This is a genomic window from Limnohabitans sp. Rim8, from assembly GCF_945869175.1.
Classification (GTDB): domain Bacteria; phylum Pseudomonadota; class Gammaproteobacteria; order Burkholderiales; family Burkholderiaceae_C; genus Limnohabitans_A.
In genome coordinates this window covers 1-19,883 of record NZ_CAMBNZ010000049.1, presented here as the reverse complement: position 1 = coordinate 19,883, position 19,883 = coordinate 1, and the positions used below count along the sequence as shown (strand labels likewise).

General features: G+C 58.0%; 20 protein-coding genes and 1 tRNA gene. 15 read left to right on the top strand and 6 right to left on the bottom strand.

Annotated features, from left to right (window positions below):
• Nucleotides 1-3,107, bottom strand: a 3,107-nt coding sequence (locus Q0O19_RS08825) for an FAD/FMN-binding oxidoreductase (RefSeq protein ID WP_295522087.1), incomplete at its 3' end; no start/stop codon positions are given.
• Nucleotides 3,108-3,375: 268 nt separating this feature from the next.
• Between Q0O19_RS08825 and ugpB the strand changes: the two genes are divergently transcribed.
• The 5 genes from ugpB to ugpQ all read left to right on the top strand — a co-directional run bounded on the left by ugpB (nucleotide 3,376) and on the right by ugpQ (nucleotide 8,295).
• Nucleotides 3,376-4,680 carry a sn-glycerol-3-phosphate ABC transporter substrate-binding protein UgpB gene (gene ugpB / locus Q0O19_RS08820; RefSeq protein ID WP_295522084.1) on the top strand — a complete coding sequence of 435 codons (1,305 nt, stop codon included), beginning with the start codon at nucleotides 3,376-3,378 and terminating at the stop codon, nucleotides 4,678-4,680.
• An 85-nt stretch (nucleotides 4,681-4,765) separates the two neighbouring features.
• Nucleotides 4,766-5,653 carry a sn-glycerol-3-phosphate ABC transporter permease UgpA gene (gene ugpA, locus Q0O19_RS08815; protein WP_295522082.1) on the top strand — a complete coding sequence of 296 codons (888 nt, stop codon included), beginning with the start codon at nucleotides 4,766-4,768 and terminating at the stop codon, nucleotides 5,651-5,653.
• Nucleotides 5,654-5,672: 19 nt separating this feature from the next.
• Nucleotides 5,673-6,530 carry a sn-glycerol-3-phosphate ABC transporter permease UgpE gene (ugpE, locus tag Q0O19_RS08810; RefSeq protein WP_295522079.1) on the top strand — a complete coding sequence of 286 codons (858 nt, stop codon included), beginning with the start codon at nucleotides 5,673-5,675 and terminating at the stop codon, nucleotides 6,528-6,530.
• Nucleotides 6,531-6,540: 10 nt separating this feature from the next.
• On the top strand, nucleotides 6,541-7,551 hold the full coding sequence (ugpC, locus tag Q0O19_RS08805) for a sn-glycerol-3-phosphate ABC transporter ATP-binding protein UgpC (protein ID WP_295522076.1): 1,011 nt from the start codon (nucleotides 6,541-6,543) through the stop codon (nucleotides 7,549-7,551).
• Between the two features lie 9 nt (nucleotides 7,552-7,560).
• On the top strand, nucleotides 7,561-8,295 hold the full coding sequence (gene ugpQ, locus Q0O19_RS08800) for a glycerophosphodiester phosphodiesterase (protein WP_295522073.1): 735 nt from the start codon (nucleotides 7,561-7,563) through the stop codon (nucleotides 8,293-8,295).
• A gap of 4 nt (nucleotides 8,296-8,299) precedes the next feature.
• Here ugpQ and Q0O19_RS08795 read toward each other — a convergent pair whose 3' ends face one another.
• Complete coding sequence (locus Q0O19_RS08795; protein WP_295522070.1) at nucleotides 8,300-8,575, bottom strand: hypothetical protein; 276 nt, start codon at nucleotides 8,573-8,575, stop codon at nucleotides 8,300-8,302.
• A 119-nt stretch (nucleotides 8,576-8,694) separates the two neighbouring features.
• On the opposite strand from Q0O19_RS08795, the gene hemA reads away from it, so the two are divergent.
• From hemA to Q0O19_RS08775, 4 genes are all read left to right on the top strand, one after another.
• Nucleotides 8,695-9,966 (top strand): glutamyl-tRNA reductase, encoded by a 1,272-nt coding sequence (gene hemA, locus Q0O19_RS08790; RefSeq protein WP_295522067.1) that lies wholly within the window; start codon nucleotides 8,695-8,697, stop codon nucleotides 9,964-9,966.
• A gap of 101 nt (nucleotides 9,967-10,067) precedes the next feature.
• On the top strand, nucleotides 10,068-11,156 hold the full coding sequence (prfA, locus tag Q0O19_RS08785; protein ID WP_295522063.1) for a peptide chain release factor 1: 1,089 nt from the start codon (nucleotides 10,068-10,070) through the stop codon (nucleotides 11,154-11,156).
• Nucleotides 11,156-11,998: a peptide chain release factor N(5)-glutamine methyltransferase gene (gene prmC / locus Q0O19_RS08780; protein WP_295522060.1), complete on the top strand. Its 843-nt coding sequence runs from the start codon at nucleotides 11,156-11,158 to the stop codon at nucleotides 11,996-11,998. The genes prfA and prmC overlap by 1 nt, the downstream gene beginning before the upstream one ends.
• 142 nt (nucleotides 11,999-12,140) lie before the next feature.
• On the top strand, nucleotides 12,141-13,118 hold the full coding sequence (locus Q0O19_RS08775) for a tripartite tricarboxylate transporter substrate-binding protein (RefSeq protein WP_295522090.1): 978 nt from the start codon (nucleotides 12,141-12,143) through the stop codon (nucleotides 13,116-13,118).
• A 20-nt stretch (nucleotides 13,119-13,138) separates the two neighbouring features.
• On the opposite strand, the gene Q0O19_RS08770 is transcribed toward Q0O19_RS08775, so the two are convergent.
• Nucleotides 13,139-13,531 carry a VOC family protein gene (locus tag Q0O19_RS08770; protein WP_295522057.1) on the bottom strand — a complete coding sequence of 131 codons (393 nt, stop codon included), beginning with the start codon at nucleotides 13,529-13,531 and terminating at the stop codon, nucleotides 13,139-13,141.
• A 173-nt stretch (nucleotides 13,532-13,704) separates the two neighbouring features.
• Here Q0O19_RS08770 and grxD point away from each other — a divergent pair, with 173 nt between their 5' ends.
• Complete coding sequence (grxD, locus tag Q0O19_RS08765) at nucleotides 13,705-14,028, top strand: Grx4 family monothiol glutaredoxin (RefSeq protein WP_295522053.1); 324 nt, start codon at nucleotides 13,705-13,707, stop codon at nucleotides 14,026-14,028.
• A 106-nt stretch (nucleotides 14,029-14,134) separates the two neighbouring features.
• On the opposite strand, the gene Q0O19_RS08760 is transcribed toward grxD, so the two are convergent.
• A complete protein-coding gene (locus Q0O19_RS08760; RefSeq protein WP_295522050.1) occupies nucleotides 14,135-14,794 on the bottom strand; it encodes a c-type cytochrome in 660 nt (219 codons plus the stop codon).
• 106 nt (nucleotides 14,795-14,900) lie between these two features.
• Between Q0O19_RS08760 and Q0O19_RS08755 the strand changes: the two genes are divergently transcribed.
• From Q0O19_RS08755 to Q0O19_RS08740, 4 genes are read left to right on the top strand one after another with little or no spacing between them, the layout of a single operon-like run.
• Entirely contained in the window at nucleotides 14,901-15,743 is an 843-nt protein-coding gene (locus Q0O19_RS08755; RefSeq protein ID WP_295522047.1) for a MoxR family ATPase, read from the top strand.
• 10 nt (nucleotides 15,744-15,753) lie between these two features.
• A complete protein-coding gene (locus Q0O19_RS08750) occupies nucleotides 15,754-15,993 on the top strand; it encodes a hypothetical protein (protein ID WP_295522045.1) in 240 nt (79 codons plus the stop codon).
• On the top strand, nucleotides 15,990-16,601 hold the full coding sequence (locus Q0O19_RS08745) for a GNAT family protein (RefSeq protein WP_295522042.1): 612 nt from the start codon (nucleotides 15,990-15,992) through the stop codon (nucleotides 16,599-16,601). The genes Q0O19_RS08750 and Q0O19_RS08745 overlap by 4 nt, the downstream gene beginning before the upstream one ends.
• A gap of 15 nt (nucleotides 16,602-16,616) precedes the next feature.
• Nucleotides 16,617-17,801, top strand: a complete 1,185-nt coding sequence (locus Q0O19_RS08740; protein ID WP_295522039.1) for a VWA domain-containing protein — start codon at nucleotides 16,617-16,619, stop codon at nucleotides 17,799-17,801.
• Nucleotides 17,802-17,824: 23 nt separating this feature from the next.
• On the opposite strand, the gene Q0O19_RS08735 is transcribed toward Q0O19_RS08740, so the two are convergent.
• A complete protein-coding gene (locus Q0O19_RS08735; protein ID WP_295522036.1) occupies nucleotides 17,825-18,592 on the bottom strand; it encodes a class II aldolase/adducin family protein in 768 nt (255 codons plus the stop codon).
• A 91-nt stretch (nucleotides 18,593-18,683) separates the two neighbouring features.
• Here Q0O19_RS08735 and Q0O19_RS08730 point away from each other — a divergent pair.
• Nucleotides 18,684-18,758, top strand: a tRNA-Arg gene (locus Q0O19_RS08730).
• An 11-nt stretch (nucleotides 18,759-18,769) separates the two neighbouring features.
• Here Q0O19_RS08730 and Q0O19_RS08725 read toward each other — a convergent pair.
• On the bottom strand, nucleotides 18,770-19,883 hold a 1,114-nt coding region (locus tag Q0O19_RS08725; RefSeq protein WP_295522033.1), incomplete at its 5' end, for a SulP family inorganic anion transporter.

The following is a 19,883-nucleotide window of genomic DNA, read 5'->3' as shown; positions in this document are numbered from 1 at the left end:
CATCCAGGAAAGTAGAACACCGCTTCCGTTTCTGACGTGGTGGCTTTCGGGTTGCGGATGATGGGCACGTAATCGTTGTCTTCGATGTCCAACAAGGCCCGCGCGGTTTTCTTGGGCAGATTGCCCGGCATCTTTTTGTTGATGAAGTGGATCACCTGCTCTTTGATGGGCGCAGTGCCCACTGAAGCTGGGGGTGCGCTGGTTTGCTTGCGGGCCACGCCCTTGAGCAAACCGGCCACAAAACGCTGCGCCCGCATCCCCACATCCACCATGGCCAAGCGAGCGAGCTTGATGGTTTCGGGGTTGGTGGCGTTCAGCATGAACATGGCGGCAGCATTGCCGGGCCGGAAACTCTTTTGCCCCATCTTGCGCAGCAGGTTGCGCATGTTCATCGACACTTCACCAAAGTCGATGTTCACCGGGCAAGGCGTCAGGCACTTGTGGCACACGGTGCAGTGGTCGGCCACGTCTTCGAACTCTTGCCAATGCTTGATGGAGATGCCCCGGCGGGTTTGTTCTTCGTACAAAAAGGCCTCGACCAACAAAGAGGTGGCCAAAATCTTGTTGCGCGGGCTGTAGAGCAAATTGGCCCGCGGCACATGCGTGGCACACACGGGCTTACACTTGCCGCAGCGCAAGCAGTCTTTCACGCTGGCCGCAATGGCGCCAATGTCGGACTGCTGCATGATCAGCGACTCGTGGCCCATCAGGCCAAAGCTGGGGGTGTAGGCGTGCGTCAGATCGGCGGCGCGCACATCGTCGCCCAAACCGGTCAAGGCCGCGCCGCGCAAGAGCTTGCCCTTGTTGAAGCGCCCATGCGGGTCCACCTTGGCCTTGTAAGCGGTGAAGTTGGCCAACTCGGCGTCGGTCATGAACTCCAGCTTGGTGATACCAATGCCATGCTCGCCCGAGATCACGCCATCCAAACTGCGGGCCAGCACCATGATGCGGGCCACCGCTTCGTGCGCGGTTTGCAGCATCTCGTAGTTGTCACTGTTCACCGGGATGTTGGTGTGCACATTGCCGTCACCGGCGTGCATGTGCAGCGCCACCCAGACACGGCCCTTGAGCACGCGCTGGTGAATGGCCGTGACTTCGGTCAGGATCGGCAAAAACGCCGCGCCCGAGAAGATGTTCTGAAATGCCGGGCGGATTTGTGACTTCCAGCTGGCCCGCAAGCTGTGCTCTTGCAGCTGAGGGAACAGCGCATCCACATCGGTCAACCAGCCTTGCCACTGCGCACGCACCTCGCGCACCACCGTCAGGGCCTGCGCCACGCGGTCTTCCAGCAACTCGGCTGAAGGGATGTCGCTGGCGTCGTCTTGCTTGCCCAAGGGCAAGTGACCACGCCCCAAAAAGGCTTCGATTTCACGGCACAGATGGACTTTGTTGCGCAGGCTCAACTCAATGTTGATGCGCTCGATGCCATCGGTGTACTCGGCCATGCGCGGCAAGGGGATCACCACGTCTTCATTGACCTTGAAGGCGTTGGTGTGGCGTGAAATGGCGGCGGTCTTTTTGCGGTCGTGCCAGAATTTTTTGCGTGCCTCAGGGCTGATCGCGGTGAAGCCTTCGCCGCTGCGCGAGTTGGCAATGCGCACGATCTCAGAGGCGGCCTTGGCCACATCGTCGGCGTTGTCACCTGCGATGTCGCTGAGCAACACCATTTTGGGGAAACCGCCGCGCTTGGATTTGGTGGAATAACCCACGGCCCGCAAATAGCGGTCGTCCAAATGCTCCAAACCCGCCATCACGGTGCCGGTGCGCTTTTGCTCGGCAAACATGAAGTCTTTGATCTCGACAATGCTGGGCACCGCCTCGCGGGCATGACCAAAAAACTCCATGCACACGGTGCGGGTGTGGGTGGGCATGCGGTGCAACACCCAACGTGCGCTGGTGATGAGTCCGTCGCAGCCTTCTTTTTGCACACCCGGAAGACCCGACAGAAACTTATCGGTCACGTCCTTGCCCAAACCTTCTTTGCGGAAGGTTTTGCCCGGGATGACCAGCGTTTCGGTGCGCAGCGGCGTTTTGCCATCGGCTTTGAAGTAACGCAATTCAAAAGTGGCCACTTCGGCGTCGTGGATCTTGCCCATGTTGTGGTCCATGCGCACCACATCCAGCCATTCGGCGTCGGGCGTGACCATGCGCCAACTGGCCAGGTTGTCCAGGGCTGTGCCCCACAAAACGGCCTTTTTGCCCCCGGCGTTCACGGCGATGTTGCCGCCAATGCAGCTGGCTTCGGCCGATGTCGGGTCCACCGCAAACACAAAGCCGCCACGCTCGGCCGCATCGGCCACACGCTGGGTCACCACACCCGCCTCTGTATAGATGGTGGGAATTTTGTGCGCGATGCCTGGCAAGTCGACCATTTCGACTTCGGTCATGGCTTCGAGTTTCTCGGTGTTCATCACCGCACTCTTCCAAGTCAGCGGGATCGCACCACCTGTGTAGCCGGTGCCACCGCCGCGCGGGACGATGGTCAAGCCCAGGTCAATACAGCCCTTGACCAATCCGGCCATTTCGGTCTCGGAATCGGGTGTCAGCACCACAAACGGGTACTCCACGCGCCAATCGGTCGCGTCGGTCACATGGCTTACGCGCGAGAGACCGTCGAACTTGATGTTGTCTTTGGCTGTCAGTCGACCCAGGGTCTTTTGCACCTGGCTGCGCAGTTGCGCCATGCGGGTAAAACGGTTGCTGAATTGCGTCACAGCCTCAGCGGCCAACGCAAGCAGTTGGCCCACAAGCTCGTCACGCGCTGCATCGGCGGCAGGTGTCCGGCGTTTTTGGACTTCACCCAGGCGGTGCTGCAAGGCCTCGACCAGCAGTTTTCGGCGGCCTGGGTTGTCCAGCAGGTCGTCTTGCAAATAGGGGTTGCGCTCGACCACCCAAATGTCGCCCAGCACTTCATACAGCATGCGGGCAGAGCGGCCCGTGCCTCGCTCCTGGCGCAACTGGTTCAGCAGGTCCCAAGCCGACTCGCCCAGCAAACGCAGCACGATTTCGCGATCTGAAAAGCTAGTGTAATTGTAAGGAATTTCGCGCAGGCGCGGCGCATCGGCGTCAGCCTGCATCAATTGTTGGAGCGTGGTGGGTGCATTCATGGGTTTGGCGCAATCAAATGCGTCGATGAAGACGCTGTCAGCCAGACCCGGGAAAGTGTCATAAAGGCTGAGCTCAGATGTTACCGCAGCGCAACAATCACGCGCAGAGGGTGGGGGCACACAACAGACTTCTGGTTTGTGCTCGCCTCAAGTCACGATAACTGTTGATCTTCATAAATTGTTCACATTTTTGTCATTAACAAGCGTTACAAACGGTGTTTTATCAATTCATGTCGAATTGTTTATGTCAGCACCTTTTGGAAAACCCATGAAACTGAGAATTACACTCACATCAATGGCTCTGGCTTTGACAGCCTTGAGCGCACAAGCACAAACTGAGATCCAAATGTGGCACTCCATGAGTGGTGCATTGGGTGAATGGGTCAATGGCCTTGCCAACAGCTATAACCAAACACAAAAGGATTACAAAGTTGTTCCAGTTTTTAAAGGCAATTACGACGAATCCATGACGGCAGCGATGGCTGCATTTCGTGGCGGCAATGCACCCCATGTTTTGCAAGTCTTTGAGGTGGGCACCGCCACCATGATGTACAGCAAGGGTGCCATCGTGCCCGTGGCCAAGGTCATGAAAGACGCTGGTTACAAATTCGACCCCTCGGTCTACATTCCTGCTGTGGCCGGTTACTACACCGCACCCAATGGCGACATCCAAAGTTTGCCTTTCAACAGCTCAACACCCGTGTTCTGGTACAACAAAGACGCTTTCAAAGCCGCTGGTCTTGATCCAGAGTCTCCACCCAAAACTTGGACCGAGTTGACTTTGGCTGCAAGCAAACTCAAAGCCAGTGGACACAAATGCCCCTTCACAACAGCATGGCAGACTTGGGTCCACTTGGAAACATTCTCCGCTTGGCATGACGTTGAATTTGCCACTCAGCGCAACGGATTCAAGGGCCTCAATGCCCGCCTGAACGTCACAACGCCCCTGCATGTGCGTCACATTGAAAACCTGGCCAACATGTCTGCCAATGGTTTGTTTGTATATAAAGGCCGTGCTGGTGCTGCAGGCGCCACCTTTGAGTCTGGCGAGTGCGCCATGTACACCAACTCTTCGGCCGCCTATGCGGGCATCAAGCGCAATGCCAAATTTGCATTTGGTGTAAGCACATTGCCCTATTACCCTGATGTCAAAGGCGCCCCCCAAAACACCATCATTGGCGGTGCCAGCCTTTGGGTCATGGCCGGCAAAAATTCAAATGAATACAAAGGTGTTGCTGGATTTTTTGATCACCTGTCCAAGACCGATGTCCAAGCAAAGTCTCATCAAGAGACCGGCTATCTGCCCATCACCACAGCTGCATACCAAGCCACAGAAAAATCGGGTTTTTACAAACAAAACCCAGGCACAGATGTTTCAGTGACCCAGATGGTTCGCAAGACAACGGATCGCTCACAGGGCATCCGTTTGGGCAACTTCGTACAAGTTCGCACCATCATGGATGAGGAATTGGAACAAGTCTGGTCGGGCAAAAAGAGCGCCAAAGACGGTCTTGAGGCCATCAAAAAGCGCGGTGACGAGTTGTTGGTGCGTTTCGAGAACGCCAACCGCTGACGTTTAAGCTGAATTTCGACATGAGCCCGACTTGCGTTTGTTCGCAAGTTGGGTTTTTTTCTTGGCAAACAGTCTGCGTGTTTTCATGACATTTGAAAAAAGAGTCCGTTTTCGATCCTCTTGGCTCCCTTGGGCTTTGGTTGCACCGCAATTGGTGGTGGTGGTGCTGTTCTTTTTCTGGCCTGCGGGGCAAGCTTTGCTGGAAAGCGTGTACGAGTCAGACGCATTCGGCATGAGTTCCACTTTCGTCGGATTGGACAACTTCAAACGTCTTTTTGCGGACGAAACCTACCTTCAATCCTTTTGGACGACCGGCATTTTTTCAATATGGGTGGCAACTTGTGGTCTCACCATCGCACTGCTTTTGGCAGTCATGGCCGACCGTATTGTTCACGGTGGTCTTTTTTACAAAACGTCATTGATCGTTCCCTATGCCATCGCACCTGCGGTAGTGGGCGTTTTATGGGTCTTCATGTTCACGCCCTCGATGGGGGTGGTCAGCCACGCATTAAAGCAAGCGGGTGTGGATTGGAATCACCTGCTCAACAGCACGCACGCCATGACCTTGATTGTCACAGCCGCTGTCTGGAAGCAGATTTCCTACAACTTCTTGTTTTTTTTGGCTGCTTTGCAATCGGTCCCTAGAAGTCTGCTGGAAGCAGCCGCCATTGATGGCGCGGGCCCTTGGATGCGCTTTTGGACAATTCAGTTGCCACTGATCACGCCCACGGCGTTCTTCTTGTTGGTGGTCAATATCGTTTATGCATTTTTTGACACCTTCGCCATCATTGATGCCACCACCAGTGGTGGGCCAGGCAAGGACACTGCCATTTTGGTTTACAAGGTGTACCAAGACGGTTTCAAGGCCATGGATTTGGGGGGGTCAGCAGCCCAGTCAGTGGTTCTGATGGCCATTGTGATTGCTCTCACGGTTCTGCAATTTCGTTACATCGAAAAACGCGTCAACTACTGATATTCATAGGCATCCATTCATGATCGAACGACGTCCTCTGGCTACTTTTCTGTCCCACCTGATCGTGATGGGAGGCGTTTTGATCGTGGCCTTTCCCGTGGTGCTTGCCTTGGTTGCAACCACCCAGACCAGCGAGCAAATCGTCCAAAATTTCCCCATGTCCATGGTCCCTGGGGACAATCTATGGGCGAGCTTTCACCAGGCCTTGTTCGGCGGTCAAACGGCCAAAGGCAACACATTGCCCGCGGTAGCTCCGATGTTGTGGGTGAGCTTGGTCAGTGCAGTCATCATTTCCATTGGGAAAATTGCCATTTCACTGCTGTCAGCATTTGCCATTGTTTATTTCCGCTTCCCTTTTCGCAATCTGATTTTCTGGATGATTTTCATCACCCTGATGTTGCCTGTTGAGGTGCGCATCTTGCCTACCTATGCGGTGGTGTCGTCTCTGGGCATGCTAGACACCTATGCGGGCTTGACCTTGCCCCTGATCGCCTCAGCAACCGCCACATTTTTATTTCGTCAGTTTTTTCTGACCGTCCCAGACGAGTTGGTGGAAGCAGCACGCATGGATGGCGCGGGCCCAATGCGATTTTTTCTGGACATTTTGTTGCCCCTGTCACGCACCTCAATCGCCGCTTTGTTCGTGATCCAGTTCATCTACGGTTGGAACCAGTACCTCTGGCCACTGTTGGTGACCACCAGTGAAGACATGTACCCCATCGTCATGGGCATCAGGCGCTTGATGGCGGGTGGCGATGCATCCACCGAATGGAACGTGGTCATGGCCACCGCGATTTTAGCCATGTTGCCCCCGGCGCTGGTTGTTATCCTGATGCAAAAGTGGTTCGTCAAGGGCCTGGTTGATACGGAAAAATAAATACCTCCACATGGCTTGCATTACCCTCTCTCACATCCTCAAAACCTACGGTGCAGGCGACAAAGCCAACACCGTCATCCACGACCTGAGCGCCGAAATCGCACGCGGTGAATTTGTCGTCATCGTCGGCCCCTCGGGCTGCGGCAAATCCACCCTGCTGCGAATGGTGGCGGGCCTCGAAGACATCTCGGGCGGCACCATCTCGATTGGGGAACGGGTCGTCAACGATCTGGAGCCCGCTGAGCGCGACATCGCCATGGTTTTTCAGAACTACGCGCTTTACCCCCACATGAGCGTAGTCGACAACATGGCCTATGGCCTGAAAATCGCCAAAGTGCCGGTGGCTGAGATCAAGGCCCGGGTCGACAAGGCTGCCGCGATTTTGGAGCTGTCCCAGTTGCTGCAGCGCAAACCGCGCGAGCTGTCCGGCGGCCAACGCCAGCGCGTGGCCATGGGCCGCGCCATCGTGCGCCAACCCCAAGTGTTCTTGTTTGACGAGCCGCTGTCCAACCTCGACGCCAAGTTGCGCGCCCAAACCCGTCTCGAGATTCAAAAGCTGCACCGCGAATTGGGCATCACCAGCCTGTTCGTGACGCACGACCAAGTCGAAGCCATGACGCTGGCCCAGCGCATGATCGTCATGAACGACGGCCACATGGAGCAGTTCGGCACCCCCGAAGAGGTCTACAACCGCCCCGCCAGCACCTTTGTGGCCAGCTTCATCGGCTCGCCCCCCATGAACCTGCTGCGCCATGCGCCGGGCACACCCGAGGGCCAAATCCTGGGCATCCGCCCGGAGCACCTGGACATCACCGCCTCGGGTGGCTGGTCACTCAGCGTGGACACAGTGGAACTGCTGGGTGCCGAGCGACTGGTGCACGCCCGCTTGGGGCAAGAATCCCTCACCCTGCGGCTGGACGCATCACTGCCCCCGCCGACGCCGGGCAGCACCTTCCAAGCCACACCACTCGCCGACCGCTTGCACTGGTTCGACACTGTCACCCAAAAACGCATCGCCTAAACTGACACGATGGAACATTGGCCTTACCCGCGCTGGATCGCCCACCGAGGCGCCGGCAAACTCGCCCCCGAAAATACCCTGGCGGCTTTCCGTTTGGGCGCTGAGCACGGTTACCGCATGTTCGAGTGCGACGCCAAGCTCAGTGCCGACGGTGTGGTGTTTTTGATGCACGACGCCACACTGGCACGCACCACCAATGGCCAAGGGATTGGTGGCGAGCAGACCTGGCTGGCGCTGTCACAACTCGACGCAGGCAGCTGGCATTCACGCACCTTTGCGGGTGAATCTTTGCCCACGCTGGAGTCGCTGGCGCGATTTTGCTTGGCCAACGGCCACTTGTTGAACATCGAAATCAAGCCCACACCGGGCACCGCAGCAGCCACAGGTGAGGCAGTGGCCCGCTTGGCGGCCCAGTTGTGGCCAACCGATCAAGTGCCACCCCTCCTGACCTCTTTCCAACCCGATGCCTTGGACGCGGCCCAAGCCGCCGCGCCAGATTTGCCCCGAGGCCTGCTGGTAGACACGCTTTGGGAGGGTTGGTTGGACCGAGCGCTGGCACTGGAATGCTCTGCGGTGGTCGCCAACTACGCGCTCTGGGACGCCGCCACTGTGGCTCAGGTGCACAGTGCGGGCCTGAAGTGCCTGAGCTACACCGTGAACGACGACTGGGTGGCCCGGCACCTGATCACTCTGGGCACCGACGGCATCATCACCGACCGGGTGGACTTGTTCAGCCCGAATTAGCCCGTCATTGGCGAGAGCCGCCCCGCCGCAACAGCCACTCCAGAGAACCCGCCACCAGCACCAAAGCCCCATAGGTGGCCATGGTGCCGTCGTTGTCTTGCAAAACCAAACCAACCGACAGGACCAGCACCCCGACCAAGGCGTGCCAAGCCATGTGCCACAGCACACGGTGTCGTCCCGGCCCCATCACCCAACGCCCTGCCCACGGCATGAACATGGCCATGGCCAATGCCGGCAAAACTAAATTGAGCAAATGCAAGATCAACAACCAAGCGGTCATGGGTCAGGGCAACAAAAAAAGGACAAGCAGGCACCACATGTGTGCATGAATTGTGCCTTGAAAGGTCTCACCCCTTGAAGCCCAAGCAAGCGTCCAGAGGGGGTTTCTATAATCGGCGCATGGCAGTTTGGACTCTGGGCTTGAATCACACCACTGCGCCGCTGGATCTGCGCGGCCGGTTTGCCTTCGCCTTGGACCAACTGACGCCCACCTTGCAAGGTTTACGAACCGACTTGAGTCTGGGCATGGAACTGACACCCGAAGCGGCTATTTTGTCCACCTGCAACCGCACCGAGATCTACTGCGCAGCCGAGCAATCGGCCACGGACGGAACCCTGCGTTGGTTGGCTCAAGCAGGCGGTGTTTCGCCTCAAGAACTCCAACACCACACGTATGTGCTGGAAGGCAACGAGGTTGCTCGCCACGCTTTTCGGGTGGCCAGCGGTTTGGACTCGATGGTGCTGGGTGAGGCCCAGATCCTGGGCCAATTGAAAGACGCTGTGCGCGCCGCTGAGCAAGCAGGGGCCCTGGGCAGCACGCTCAACCAATTGTTCCAACGCAGTTTTGCCGTGGCCAAGGAAGTGCGCACGACCACGGAAATCGGGGCTCACTCCATCAGCATGGCCGCCGCCTCGGTCCGATTGGCCAGCCAGTTGTTCGAAGACCTGCACGATATCCGGGTGCTGTTTGTCGGTGCAGGCGAGATGATTGAGTTGGTGGTGACGCACTTTGCTGCGCGTCAACCCAAAGCCATGGCCATTGCCAACCGCAGCCTCGATCGCGGAGAAAAACTCGCAGGCCGCTTTGGTGCCGAAGTCATGCGTTTGGCCGACTTGCCCGAGCGCTTGCACGAGTTCGATGCCATCATCAGCTGCACCGCCAGCACCCTGCCCTTGATCGGTTTGGGCGCTGTGGAGCGGGCACTCAAAAAACGCAAGCATCGCCCCATGTTCATGGTCGATCTGGCCGTGCCGCGTGACATCGAGCCCGAGGTCAAGGCACTCGGGGACGTCTATCTGTACACCGTGGACGACTTGGCCAGCGTGGTGCAGGCGGGCCAAGCCCAACGCCAGGCTGCGGTGGCCGATGCAGAAGTCATCATCGATGCCGGGGTTCAAAGCTTCAGCCATTGGCTGGTTCAACGCGAAAGCGTGCCACTGATCCAGGAACTGCACAGCCAAGTCGACAGCTGGCGCGAAGCCGAACTGGCCCGTGCCCGCAAGCTCATGGCCAAAGGTGACGACACCGATGCCGTGCTCGAGTCTCTGGCCAAAGGCTTGACCCAGAAAATGCTGCACGGCGCCCTGGCTGAATTGCGCAGCGCCGACCCTGCCCACCGCGAACAGACCCTGCAAGCGATTCAGCGCTTGTTTTTGCGTCAAGGGCGTTAGCGTTGCTTGGGCAGGTCGGCGCTTGAGCGCCGACCCAGTCTTGGCGCCCTGTGTGCGCTGCTCGTCGGGGCGCAAGCGCCGACCCCCAACATATTGGTGCCATGAAACCCTTTTTGATCCAACAACTCGAACGCTACGCCCTGCGGCTGACCGAGCTGGACTTTTTGTTGTCCCGAGAAGACATCATGGCCGACATGACGCAGTTTCTGAAGTTGTCACGCGAACACGCCGAAGTCAGCGCAGTCGCCTCCCGCTTTGCCCGCTTCCAGCAACGCAACGCCGACCTGTCCGCAGCGCAGGCCATGCTCGATGACCAAGATCTGCGCGAAATGGCCGAAGAAGAAGTGGCCAGCGCCAGCAGCGAGCTGCAAACATTGGAAGCCGACTTGCAGCGCATGCTGCTGCCCAAAGACCCAGACGACGCGCGCCCCGCATTTGTCGAGATCCGCGCGGGCACCGGAGGGGACGAGTCAGCACTGTTTGCAGGCGACTTGCTGCGCATGTACACCCGCTATGCCGAAAGCCAGGGCTGGAAAACCGAGCTCGTGTCTGAATCGGTCAGCGAGCTAGGGGGCTTCAAGGAAGTCGTGGTGCGCATCGAAGGCCACCACGTGTACGGCGCACTCAAGTTCGAGTCAGGCGGTCACCGGGTGCAACGCGTGCCCGCCACCGAAACGCAGGGTCGCATCCACACCAGTGCCTGCACCGTGGCGGTGCTGGCCGAGCCGGACGAGGCCGAGGCCATCAAAATCAACCCCTCAGATTTGCGCATCGATACCTACCGCGCCAGTGGTGCAGGCGGGCAACACATCAACAAAACCGACTCGGCCGTGCGCATCACCCACTTGCCCACCGGCATCGTGGCCGAATGCCAAGACGGACGCAGCCAGCACAGCAACAAGGCCCAGGCCTTGAAGGTGCTCACCGCCCGCATCCAGGAAAAAGACCGAGTCGAACGGGCTGCCAAAGACGCGGCCGAACGCAAAAGCCTGATTGGCAGTGGCGACCGATCGGACCGCATCCGCACTTACAACTTTCCGCAAGGTCGTCTGACCGACCACCGGATCAACCTGACCCTCTACAAGTTACTGAGCATCATGGAAGGCGACTTGCAGGATGTGGTCCACGCATTGCAAAGCTACGAGGCGGCGGAGCAATTGGCCGCCTTGGAAATCGGGGCCCTGGCGTGATGAACGCTCCGCACCTTTCGCTGACCGAATGCCTGAGCCAGGCGCAAGCCCAAGGCCTGGCCCGGGTCGATGCGCAAATGCTGCTGCTGCACAGTGTGGGCCGCCCATTGCACGAGCGCGCCTGGCTGTTCGCCCATGACGCAGACACCTTGACGCCCGAGCAGCAGGCCAAATGGCAAGCGGCGCTGCAACGCCGACTGAACGGTGAACCGGTGGCTTATATCACAGGCCGCAAGGATTTTTTTGGCTTGACGCTGGGTGTGGACGCCCGCGTGCTGGACCCGCGCCCCGACACCGAAACCCTGGTCGAATGGGCCTTGGCATTGCTGCCAGCCCAAAGCATGGCCCGTGTGCTCGACTTGGGCACCGGCAGCGGTGCCATCGCGCTGGCCCTGAAAAAAACCCGTCCCGGGTGCACGGTGACTGCGGTGGATGCCAGCCCAGAGGCCCTGGCTGTGGCCCGCGCCAATGCACAGCATCTCCAACTGTCTGTTATTTGGGTCTGCAGCAACTGGATGGGGGCGGTGGCTGGCCCCTTTGACTTGATCGTCTCCAACCCCCCTTATGTGGCCGAAGGGGACCCACATCTGGGCGCCTTGACCCATGAACCCTTGCAAGCCTTGGTCAGCGGCGCCGACGGATTGGATGACATTCGCCACATCATTGCCCAAGCACCCAGCCGCCTGGCCCCAGGGGCTTGGTTGCTGCTGGAGCATGGTTGGGACCAGGCCGAGGCGGTCCAGGATCTGCTGCGACGGGCCGGGTTTGACGCGGTGCAGTCCCGCCAGGATCTGGCCGGCAACGAGCGCTGCACAGGTGGGTGCCTGCCCCTGAGCGCCTGAGCCTGGGTCGCACCGGGCATCCATGCCCCAGGCGATCAAAGATGCGACCCATCGGTGTTTTCCCACTTGCGCTAGGGTTGCAATTGCACCAGCATGTGGACTCACCTCATCCCCTTCATGAAGGAACTAGCCCATGAATTTCATGTCCGGCACATTCATCAAAGCGTTTGTAAACGCCAGCTGCGTCCTGGCTTGCGGCATGGCTGCCGCGCAGACTTACCCCAGCAAATCCATCAGCCTGGTGGTGCCGTTTACGGCCGGCGGCCCCACCGACATCGTGGCGCGCACGCTGGCGGCCACCATGGGCAAATCACTGGGCCAATCTGTGCTGGTCGAAAACAAGGTCGGTGCCGGCGGCACGCTGGCTGCCTCCTATGTGGCCAAGGCCACCCCAGACGGCTACACCTTTCTGATCCACCACAACGGCATGTCGACCGCCCCTGCGCTGTACCGCAAATTGGCTTACAACCCAATGACCGACTTCGAGCACGTCAGCCAAGTGGTGGACGTGCCCATGACCTTGCTGGGCCGCAAGGACCTGCCAGCCAAGACCCTGCAAGAACTGAGCAGCTACGTCAAAGCCAACGCCAAGAACATCAATTTGGCGAATGCAGGCCTGGGGGCCGTGTCTCACTTGTGCGGCATGCTGTTTCAGCAAGCGCTGGGAGTGGACCTGACCACGGTGCCGTTCTCGGGCACAGCGCCTGCCATGAACGCCTTGCTGGGCGGGCAGGTCGACCTGTTGTGTGACCAAACCACCCAAACCACACAGCACATCAAGGCGGGCACGGTGCGCATGTATGGCGTGACCACCAAACAGCGCATACGCGCCTTGCCCGATGCGCCCACGCTCAGCGAAGGTGGCCTGAAGGATTTCGAGGTCATCGTCTGGCACGGCGTTTATGCCCCCAAAGGCACGCCCGCTGCCGTGATCGACAAGGTGGCTTCGGCCATCCGCGCCAGCCTGAAAGACCCCGCATTTGCGGCCCGCATGGCCGATCTGGGAGCCGAGATCGTGCCGGAATCCAAGCAGTCCCCGGAAGGCCTGCGCAGCTGGCTGCAATCTGAAATCGGCAAATGGGGGCCGGTGATCCGCTCTGCAGGCGTGTACGCCGACTGAGTGCGTTTGGGCAGCCTGGCTCAGGCCAGCTCTGAGATCTCGATCAGGTTCAGGTCGGGGTCACGCACATAAACCGACCTGATTTTTTGTGTGGCACCCGTGCGCATGACGGGCCCTTCCTCAAGGGGCCATTGGTGTTGATGCAAGCGGGCGATCACCTCTTCCAGCGGGACCAATGCGATGAAGCACAGGTCCAGCGCACCCGGCACAGGCACATGGGCCTTGGGCTCAAATTCTTTGCCCCGCACATGCAGGTTGATTTTTTGCTTGCCAAACTTGAAGGCCTTGCGCGTCACGGGCGGGTTGCCGCCCTCAAAACTCTCGAGCGTCATGCCCATGACACGGGTGTAAAAATCGACGCAAGCGTCCTCGCTGAAAGTGGTCAATACCAGATGGTCGAGGTGGTCAATCATGTGCTTTGCCCTTTTTTGCGTATGGCGGATCGGGTCTAAAAACCATATTTTGAACGATGGCCAACCCTCGGGCAGAACCGTGACTGGCGCTCTCTCGACCCTTACAAGCTTGCAGGTTATCAATCAGAGAGATAATCTGTTGCATCGAAAACGGCACCATTTGGAGAAAGACCATGAGCGACACCCTGCAACGCATCGACGAAATCGTCAAAGGCAACGACATCACCTTGTTCATGAAGGGCAGCGCCAGCTTCCCGATGTGTGGTTTTTCCGGCCGCGCCATTCAAATCCTGAAGGCCGTCGGCGTAGACACCAAAACTGTAAAAACCGTGAACGTTCTTGACGATGCCGAGATCCGCCAAGCCATCAAGGAATACAGCAACTGGCCCACCATCCCGCAGCTTTATGTCAATGGCGAATTCATCGGCGGCTCGGACATCATGATGGAAATGTACGAATCGGGTGAATTGCAGCAAGTGATCAACGGACAGGCCTGAACCCGATTTGGGGCGGCCCTGCTTCCCCAAGAAAAACGGCTATCCCGTTCTTTACAATAAAAAAAGCCAGTCATCAGACTGGCTTTTTGCTTGAGGGTCTTTCAGTTCAACGGAACCTGGACTGAGGTACCACTTTCATATCGCCCTCCAAAGATCCGATGTAACCGGCAATGGCTTTGAGTTCCGCATTGGAGTACTGCTTGGCAATCCCACCCATCACGCCATTGTTGCGGCCCCAAGTGGACTGGTTTTCCACCTTGTAAGACTTCAAGGCCACAAACAGGAAATCTTTGTGCTGGCCTGCAATTTTGGGGTAGCTGGGATCGACAGGTTTGGAAAAGTTCTCGCCATGGCAAGAGATGCAAGCACCCTTTTGCAGCAAAGCCGCCACTTTCGCGTCTGGTGCTGCAGGCGCCTTGGACACCGCTTCGGTCTTGCCGTGCTGCTCGTAATATGCGCCCAAATCGGCCATGTCCTGGTCGGTCAAGGTGTCGGCAATGCCACGCATGGTGGGGTGCTTGCGCTCACCTTTTTTGTAGGCATTCAGGGCAGACACGATGTACTTGGCGTTTTGACCAGAGATCATCGGCACGCGGTAGACCTCGGGGAAACTGGCTTGGTAGCCCTTGATGCCATGGCATCCGATGCACATGGCGATTTTTTGCTCCGCGGCTTTGGCATCACCCTTGATTTCCTGGGCATGGGCAGAAATGGCGGTCACAGAGGCGACAGCCAAGGCGAACATCGAGGTCAACAGCTTATTCATTTTGCTCACACAATCCAAACGATTGATAAAAATCAACTGCGGATTATATCGGGCTGGCCCTCATAATCCTGACAAGCTTTATTCCTGTTTTTAAGAACTGTCCAACATGAAATTCCAAGGTACCGAAAACTACGTCGCCACACCGGATCTGATGCTGGCCGTGAACGCCGCCATCACCCTCAAACGCCCCCTGCTCGTCAAGGGTGAACCGGGCACCGGCAAAACCATGTTGGCAGAAGAAGTGGCCGAAGCCTTGGGCCTGCCCCTGCTGCAGTGGCACATCAACTCGACCACCAAGGCCCAGCAAGGTTTGTACGAGTACGACGCGGTGAGCCGACTGCGCGACAGCCAGCTGGGTGAGGAAAAGGTCAAGGACATCGAAAACTACATCATCAAAGGCGTGCTTTGGCAGGCTTTCACCTCAGAGACGCCTTTGGCCATCTTGATCGACGAGATCGACAAGGCAGACATCGAGTTTCCGAACGACTTGCTGCGTGAGATCGACCGCATGGAGTTTTATTGCTACGAAACGCGCCAACTGATCAAGGCCAAGACCCGTCCTCTGGTCTTCATCACCTCCAACAACGAAAAAGAGCTGCCTGACGCCTTTCTGCGCCGCTGCTTTTTCCACTACATCAAATTCCCCGAAGCGGACACCATGCGCCAAATCGTGGACGTGCACTTTCCCACGCTCAAGAAAGACCTGCTGGCCCTGGCGCTCAAGACTTTTTACGACGTGCGCGGACTGCCCGGCTTGAAGAAAAAGCCATCAACGAGCGAACTGCTCGATTGGCTGAAACTGCTGGTGGCCGAAGACATCCCGCTCGAAGCCCTGCAAAGCGCCGATCAAAAGGTCTCCGTGCCACCCCTGGTGGGTGCCCTGCTCAAGAACGAACAGGACGTGACCCTGTTTGAAAAGCTGGTGTTCATGAACCAGCGCAACCGTTGATCAGCCCCCCATGAGCAGTCCCAACCCTGTGATGGAAGGTGTGTCCGACGCCGTCGGTTTCGTCGGTGGCGCGTTGGCAGGCTATTGGGCGGGCCAATGGCTGGGCCTGAACATTTTCAGCGCGGGATACGACTACGCCAGCATTGGCGGTATTTTGTTGGTGGGCTTAGGCGGCGGCGGGGGTTTGCACTTGGCCCGCTTTTGGCGCGCCAAACAAAAAGCCAAAGACACCGACACGGACCCCTCATGACCCCCTGGATCTCGCCCACCGCCCTCTCGGCTCAGCACGTTCAACTCGTGCCTTTGTCGCCTGCACACCACGACGACCTGGTTGAAGCCGTGCGCGATGGCGAACTCTGGAACCACTGGTACACCGCCATCCCGAGGCCAGAAGGTGTGGCGGCCGAAATCACCCGCCGCCTGGATTTGCAGGTCAAGGGCAGCATGTGTCCATTTGCCGTGATCCATCCGGGCACGGGCAAAGCGGTGGGCATGACCACCTACATGAACATCGATGCGACCAATCGCCGGGTTGAAATCGGCTCCACCTGGTACTGCCAAAGCGTCCAGCGCAGCCCCCTCAACACCCAAGCCAAACGCCTTTTGTTGGCCCATGCTTTTGAGCAGCTGAACTGCATCGCGGTGGAATTTCGCACGCATTTCTTCAACCAGCAAAGCCGCCGGGCCATCGAGCGCTTGGGCGCCAAGCTCGACGGCGTGCTGCGCAGCCACCAGATCAACCCACACCCGATGGCGCCTGGGGCACTGCGGGACACCTGCGTCTACAGCATCGTGGCCAGTGAATGGCCCAATGTGAAAACGCATTTGGATTACCAACTCGCTCGGGTGCGGGCTTGAGCAAGGAGACACCCCATGCTGATCGACTTCTTCTACACCCTGCGCGCAGCCAAGCTCCCGGTCTCTGTGCGTGAATACCTGACATTGCTCGAAGCCCTGCAGGCCAATTTGGTCGGTCCGGCATCAGAGGCTTGCAGCATCGATGATTTTTACCACCTGGCCCGCACCGTGATGGTCAAGGACGAAAAGCATTTCGACAAGTTCGACAAAGCTTTTGGCGCCTACTTCAAGGGCGTGGACATGTTGACCGACTTCACCAAGGAAGTCCCGCTGGACTGGCTTGAGCAAATCCTGAAAAAAGAACTGACGCCCGAGCAAAAAGCCGCCATCGAGAAGATGGGCTGGGACGAACTGATGGAGACGCTGAAAAAACGCCTGGATGAACAAAAAGAACGCCACGAGGGGGGCAACAAGTGGATCGGCACGGGCGGTACATCGCCTTTTGGCAACGGGGGCCACAACCCGCAAGGCATTCGCATTGGCGGCAAAGGTGGCAACCGCAGCGCCGTCAAAGTATGGGAGCAACGCGCTTACAAAGACTACGACGACCAACAAGAACTGGGCACACGCAACATCAAGGTGGCACTGCGCCGCCTGCGCCGCTTTGCCCGCGAAGGGTCTGCCGAAGAGCTGGACTTGGACGGCACCATCCGCAAGACTGCGGCCAACGCCGGGTATCTGGACATTTTGATGCGCCCTGAGCGCCACAACAACGTGAAGGTGTTGCTGCTCATGGATGTGGGGGGCACCATGGACGACCACATTGCCCGCGTGGAAGAAATGTTTTCAGCCGTCAAGGCGGAGTTCAAGCACCTGGATTTTTATTATTTCCACAACTGTGTTTATGACTTCATGTGGAAGAACAACAAGCGCCGCTATGCCGAGAAATTTGCAACTTGGGACATCTTGCGCAAGTACAACAAAGACTACAAGCTGATCTTCATTGGGGACGCCACCATGAGCCCCTACGAGATTTTGCAAAAAGGCGGCAGCGTCGAATACAACAACGAAGAAGCCGGGGCCGAGTGGCTGCAGCGTTTGACACACACATTCCCCAAATTTGCGTGGATCAACCCCGAGCCGCAAGGCGTCTGGCAATACCGCCAGAGCATTGCCATCGTTCAGCAGCTGATGAGCAACCGCATGTTTCCGCTGACCTTGAAGGGTCTGGAAGACGCCATGCGCATGCTGAGCAAATGAAGCGCATCAACCCACTGGCTTGATCAATCCGCGTAGCCAGGTAACTCGCGGTCCAGCACCCGCATGCGGGCTTCAAAGAACAAGCGTTCGCGCTCTGCGCGTGGGTGGCGGTCTTCGGGCGATGGCGTTTTGACGCGGGCAATCACGTCAGGACTCAGCACTTCAATCGGCTGCCCAGTGGCCAGTGCCATCACCTGCGCACGACAGACCCGCTCAAGTTTGTACATGCGTCTGTAGGCTTGCGCCACGGTTTCGCCGGTCACGACCACGCCATGGTTTTTCATGAACAAGATCGGCTTGTCACCCAAACACGCGGCCAAACGTTCGCCCTCGGCAGTGGAGCTGGCCAAGCCTTGGTAATGATCGTCGTAGGCGATTTGCCCATCAAAAAATGCCGCCGTTTGGCTGGCCGACAACAAGCGGTTGTCCTTGAGCATGTTCAATGCCATGGCCCAATGCTGGTGGGTGTGCAAAACCACGTTGGCACCGGTGATGCGGTGCAGCGGCGCATGGATGGACTGTGCAGACAATTCCACCAAGCCACGGCCCTCCAAAGTGCGGCCCTCTTCGTCAAAGACGATCATGTCGCTGGCCCGAGCTTCAGACCAATGCAAACCGAATGGCAAGACCAAATACTGGCCCTCGCGGCCCGGGACCTTCATGGTGAAATGGTTGTCAATGCCTTCCTCGAGTTCATCGGCCACCGCCATGCGCAGCGAAGCAGCCAAATGCACTTTGGCAAGTTGGACAGCATCGGCCGAGCACACAGAATGCAAAGAATGAACCGACATGATCACCTCATTTTTGTTAAGCAGACCATTGTGCACAATCAGCCGTTTTGCACCAGAGGTTTTGTTCTTACCCTGTAAAATTGCCCTGTGCGTCTCCGTAGTTCAATGGACAGAACGAGTGCCTCCTAAGCGCTAGATACAGGTTCGATTCCTGTCGGAGGCACCAAGGTCTCTGGGTCAAACGCCCCGAATGACCTCAGGGGTAAGTGCCTGAATGGCTTGGTAGTTGGTCAAAAACACCTGTCCATTCAGATGCCGCAAAAAATGGGTGGTGTTGAGCTTGTCCATCACCGGGCCTTTGATCTCCGAGAAATGCAGGGCAATCCCAGAGTCTTTCAAACGACTGGCAATCGCCTCCAGGCTTTCCAAGGCACTGGCGTCAATGTCGTTCACCGCAGAACATTGCAACAACACGTGCTCCAAATCTGGACGGATTGCCACCTCGGCGTTGATGCGGTCTTCCACGCCGCGGGCGTTAGCGAAAAATAGACTGGCATCCACCCGCAGGCAGACCAGTTTGGGACTGGTCAACACATCGTGGCGCAGCACATTGCGGAAATGCTCGGTGCCTGGCACCAGGCCCACGGCGGCCATGTGGGGGCGGCTGGCTCGGAACAAAAACAGTGCCAAAGACACCAACACACCCAACACCAAACCACTTTCCACGCCCACCAACAAGGTGGCCAGCAAGGTGGTGGCCACGGCGATGAAGTCCAGTTTGGAAAAACGCCAAGTGGATTTGAAGATGCCAAAGTCGACCAACGACAGCACCGCCACGATGATGGTGGCCGCCAGTGTGGCCTGCGGCAAATAGTAAAGCGCAGGGGTTAAAAACAAGGACGCCAGGGTGATGCCCACCGCCGTGTAAACGCCTGCGGCAGGCGTGACAGCGCCGGCGTCAAAATTGACCACCGAGCGTGCAAAACCACCGGTCACGGGAAAGCCGCCCGTGAAGGCTGCCGACAAGTTGCTGGCCCCCAAGGCCACCAACTCTTGGTCGGGCTCGATGCGTTGACGACGCTTGGCGGCCAAGGTTTGGCCCACCGACACCGATTCGACAAACCCCACCACGCTGATCAGCAGCGCGGGCACCCACAATTCTTGCCACAAGGCCAAGTCCCACAGCGGCGCGGTCAGCGGTGGCAAGCCTTGCGGCACCGTGCCCACCAATGTCATGCCCGGGCCTTGCCAGTCCAAGGCCCAAGCCAACACCGTGGTCAAGGCAATCGCCACCACAGGGCCCGCCTTGGCCAGCACATCGGCCAGCTTGGGTTGAAGGCCTGCAGAAATG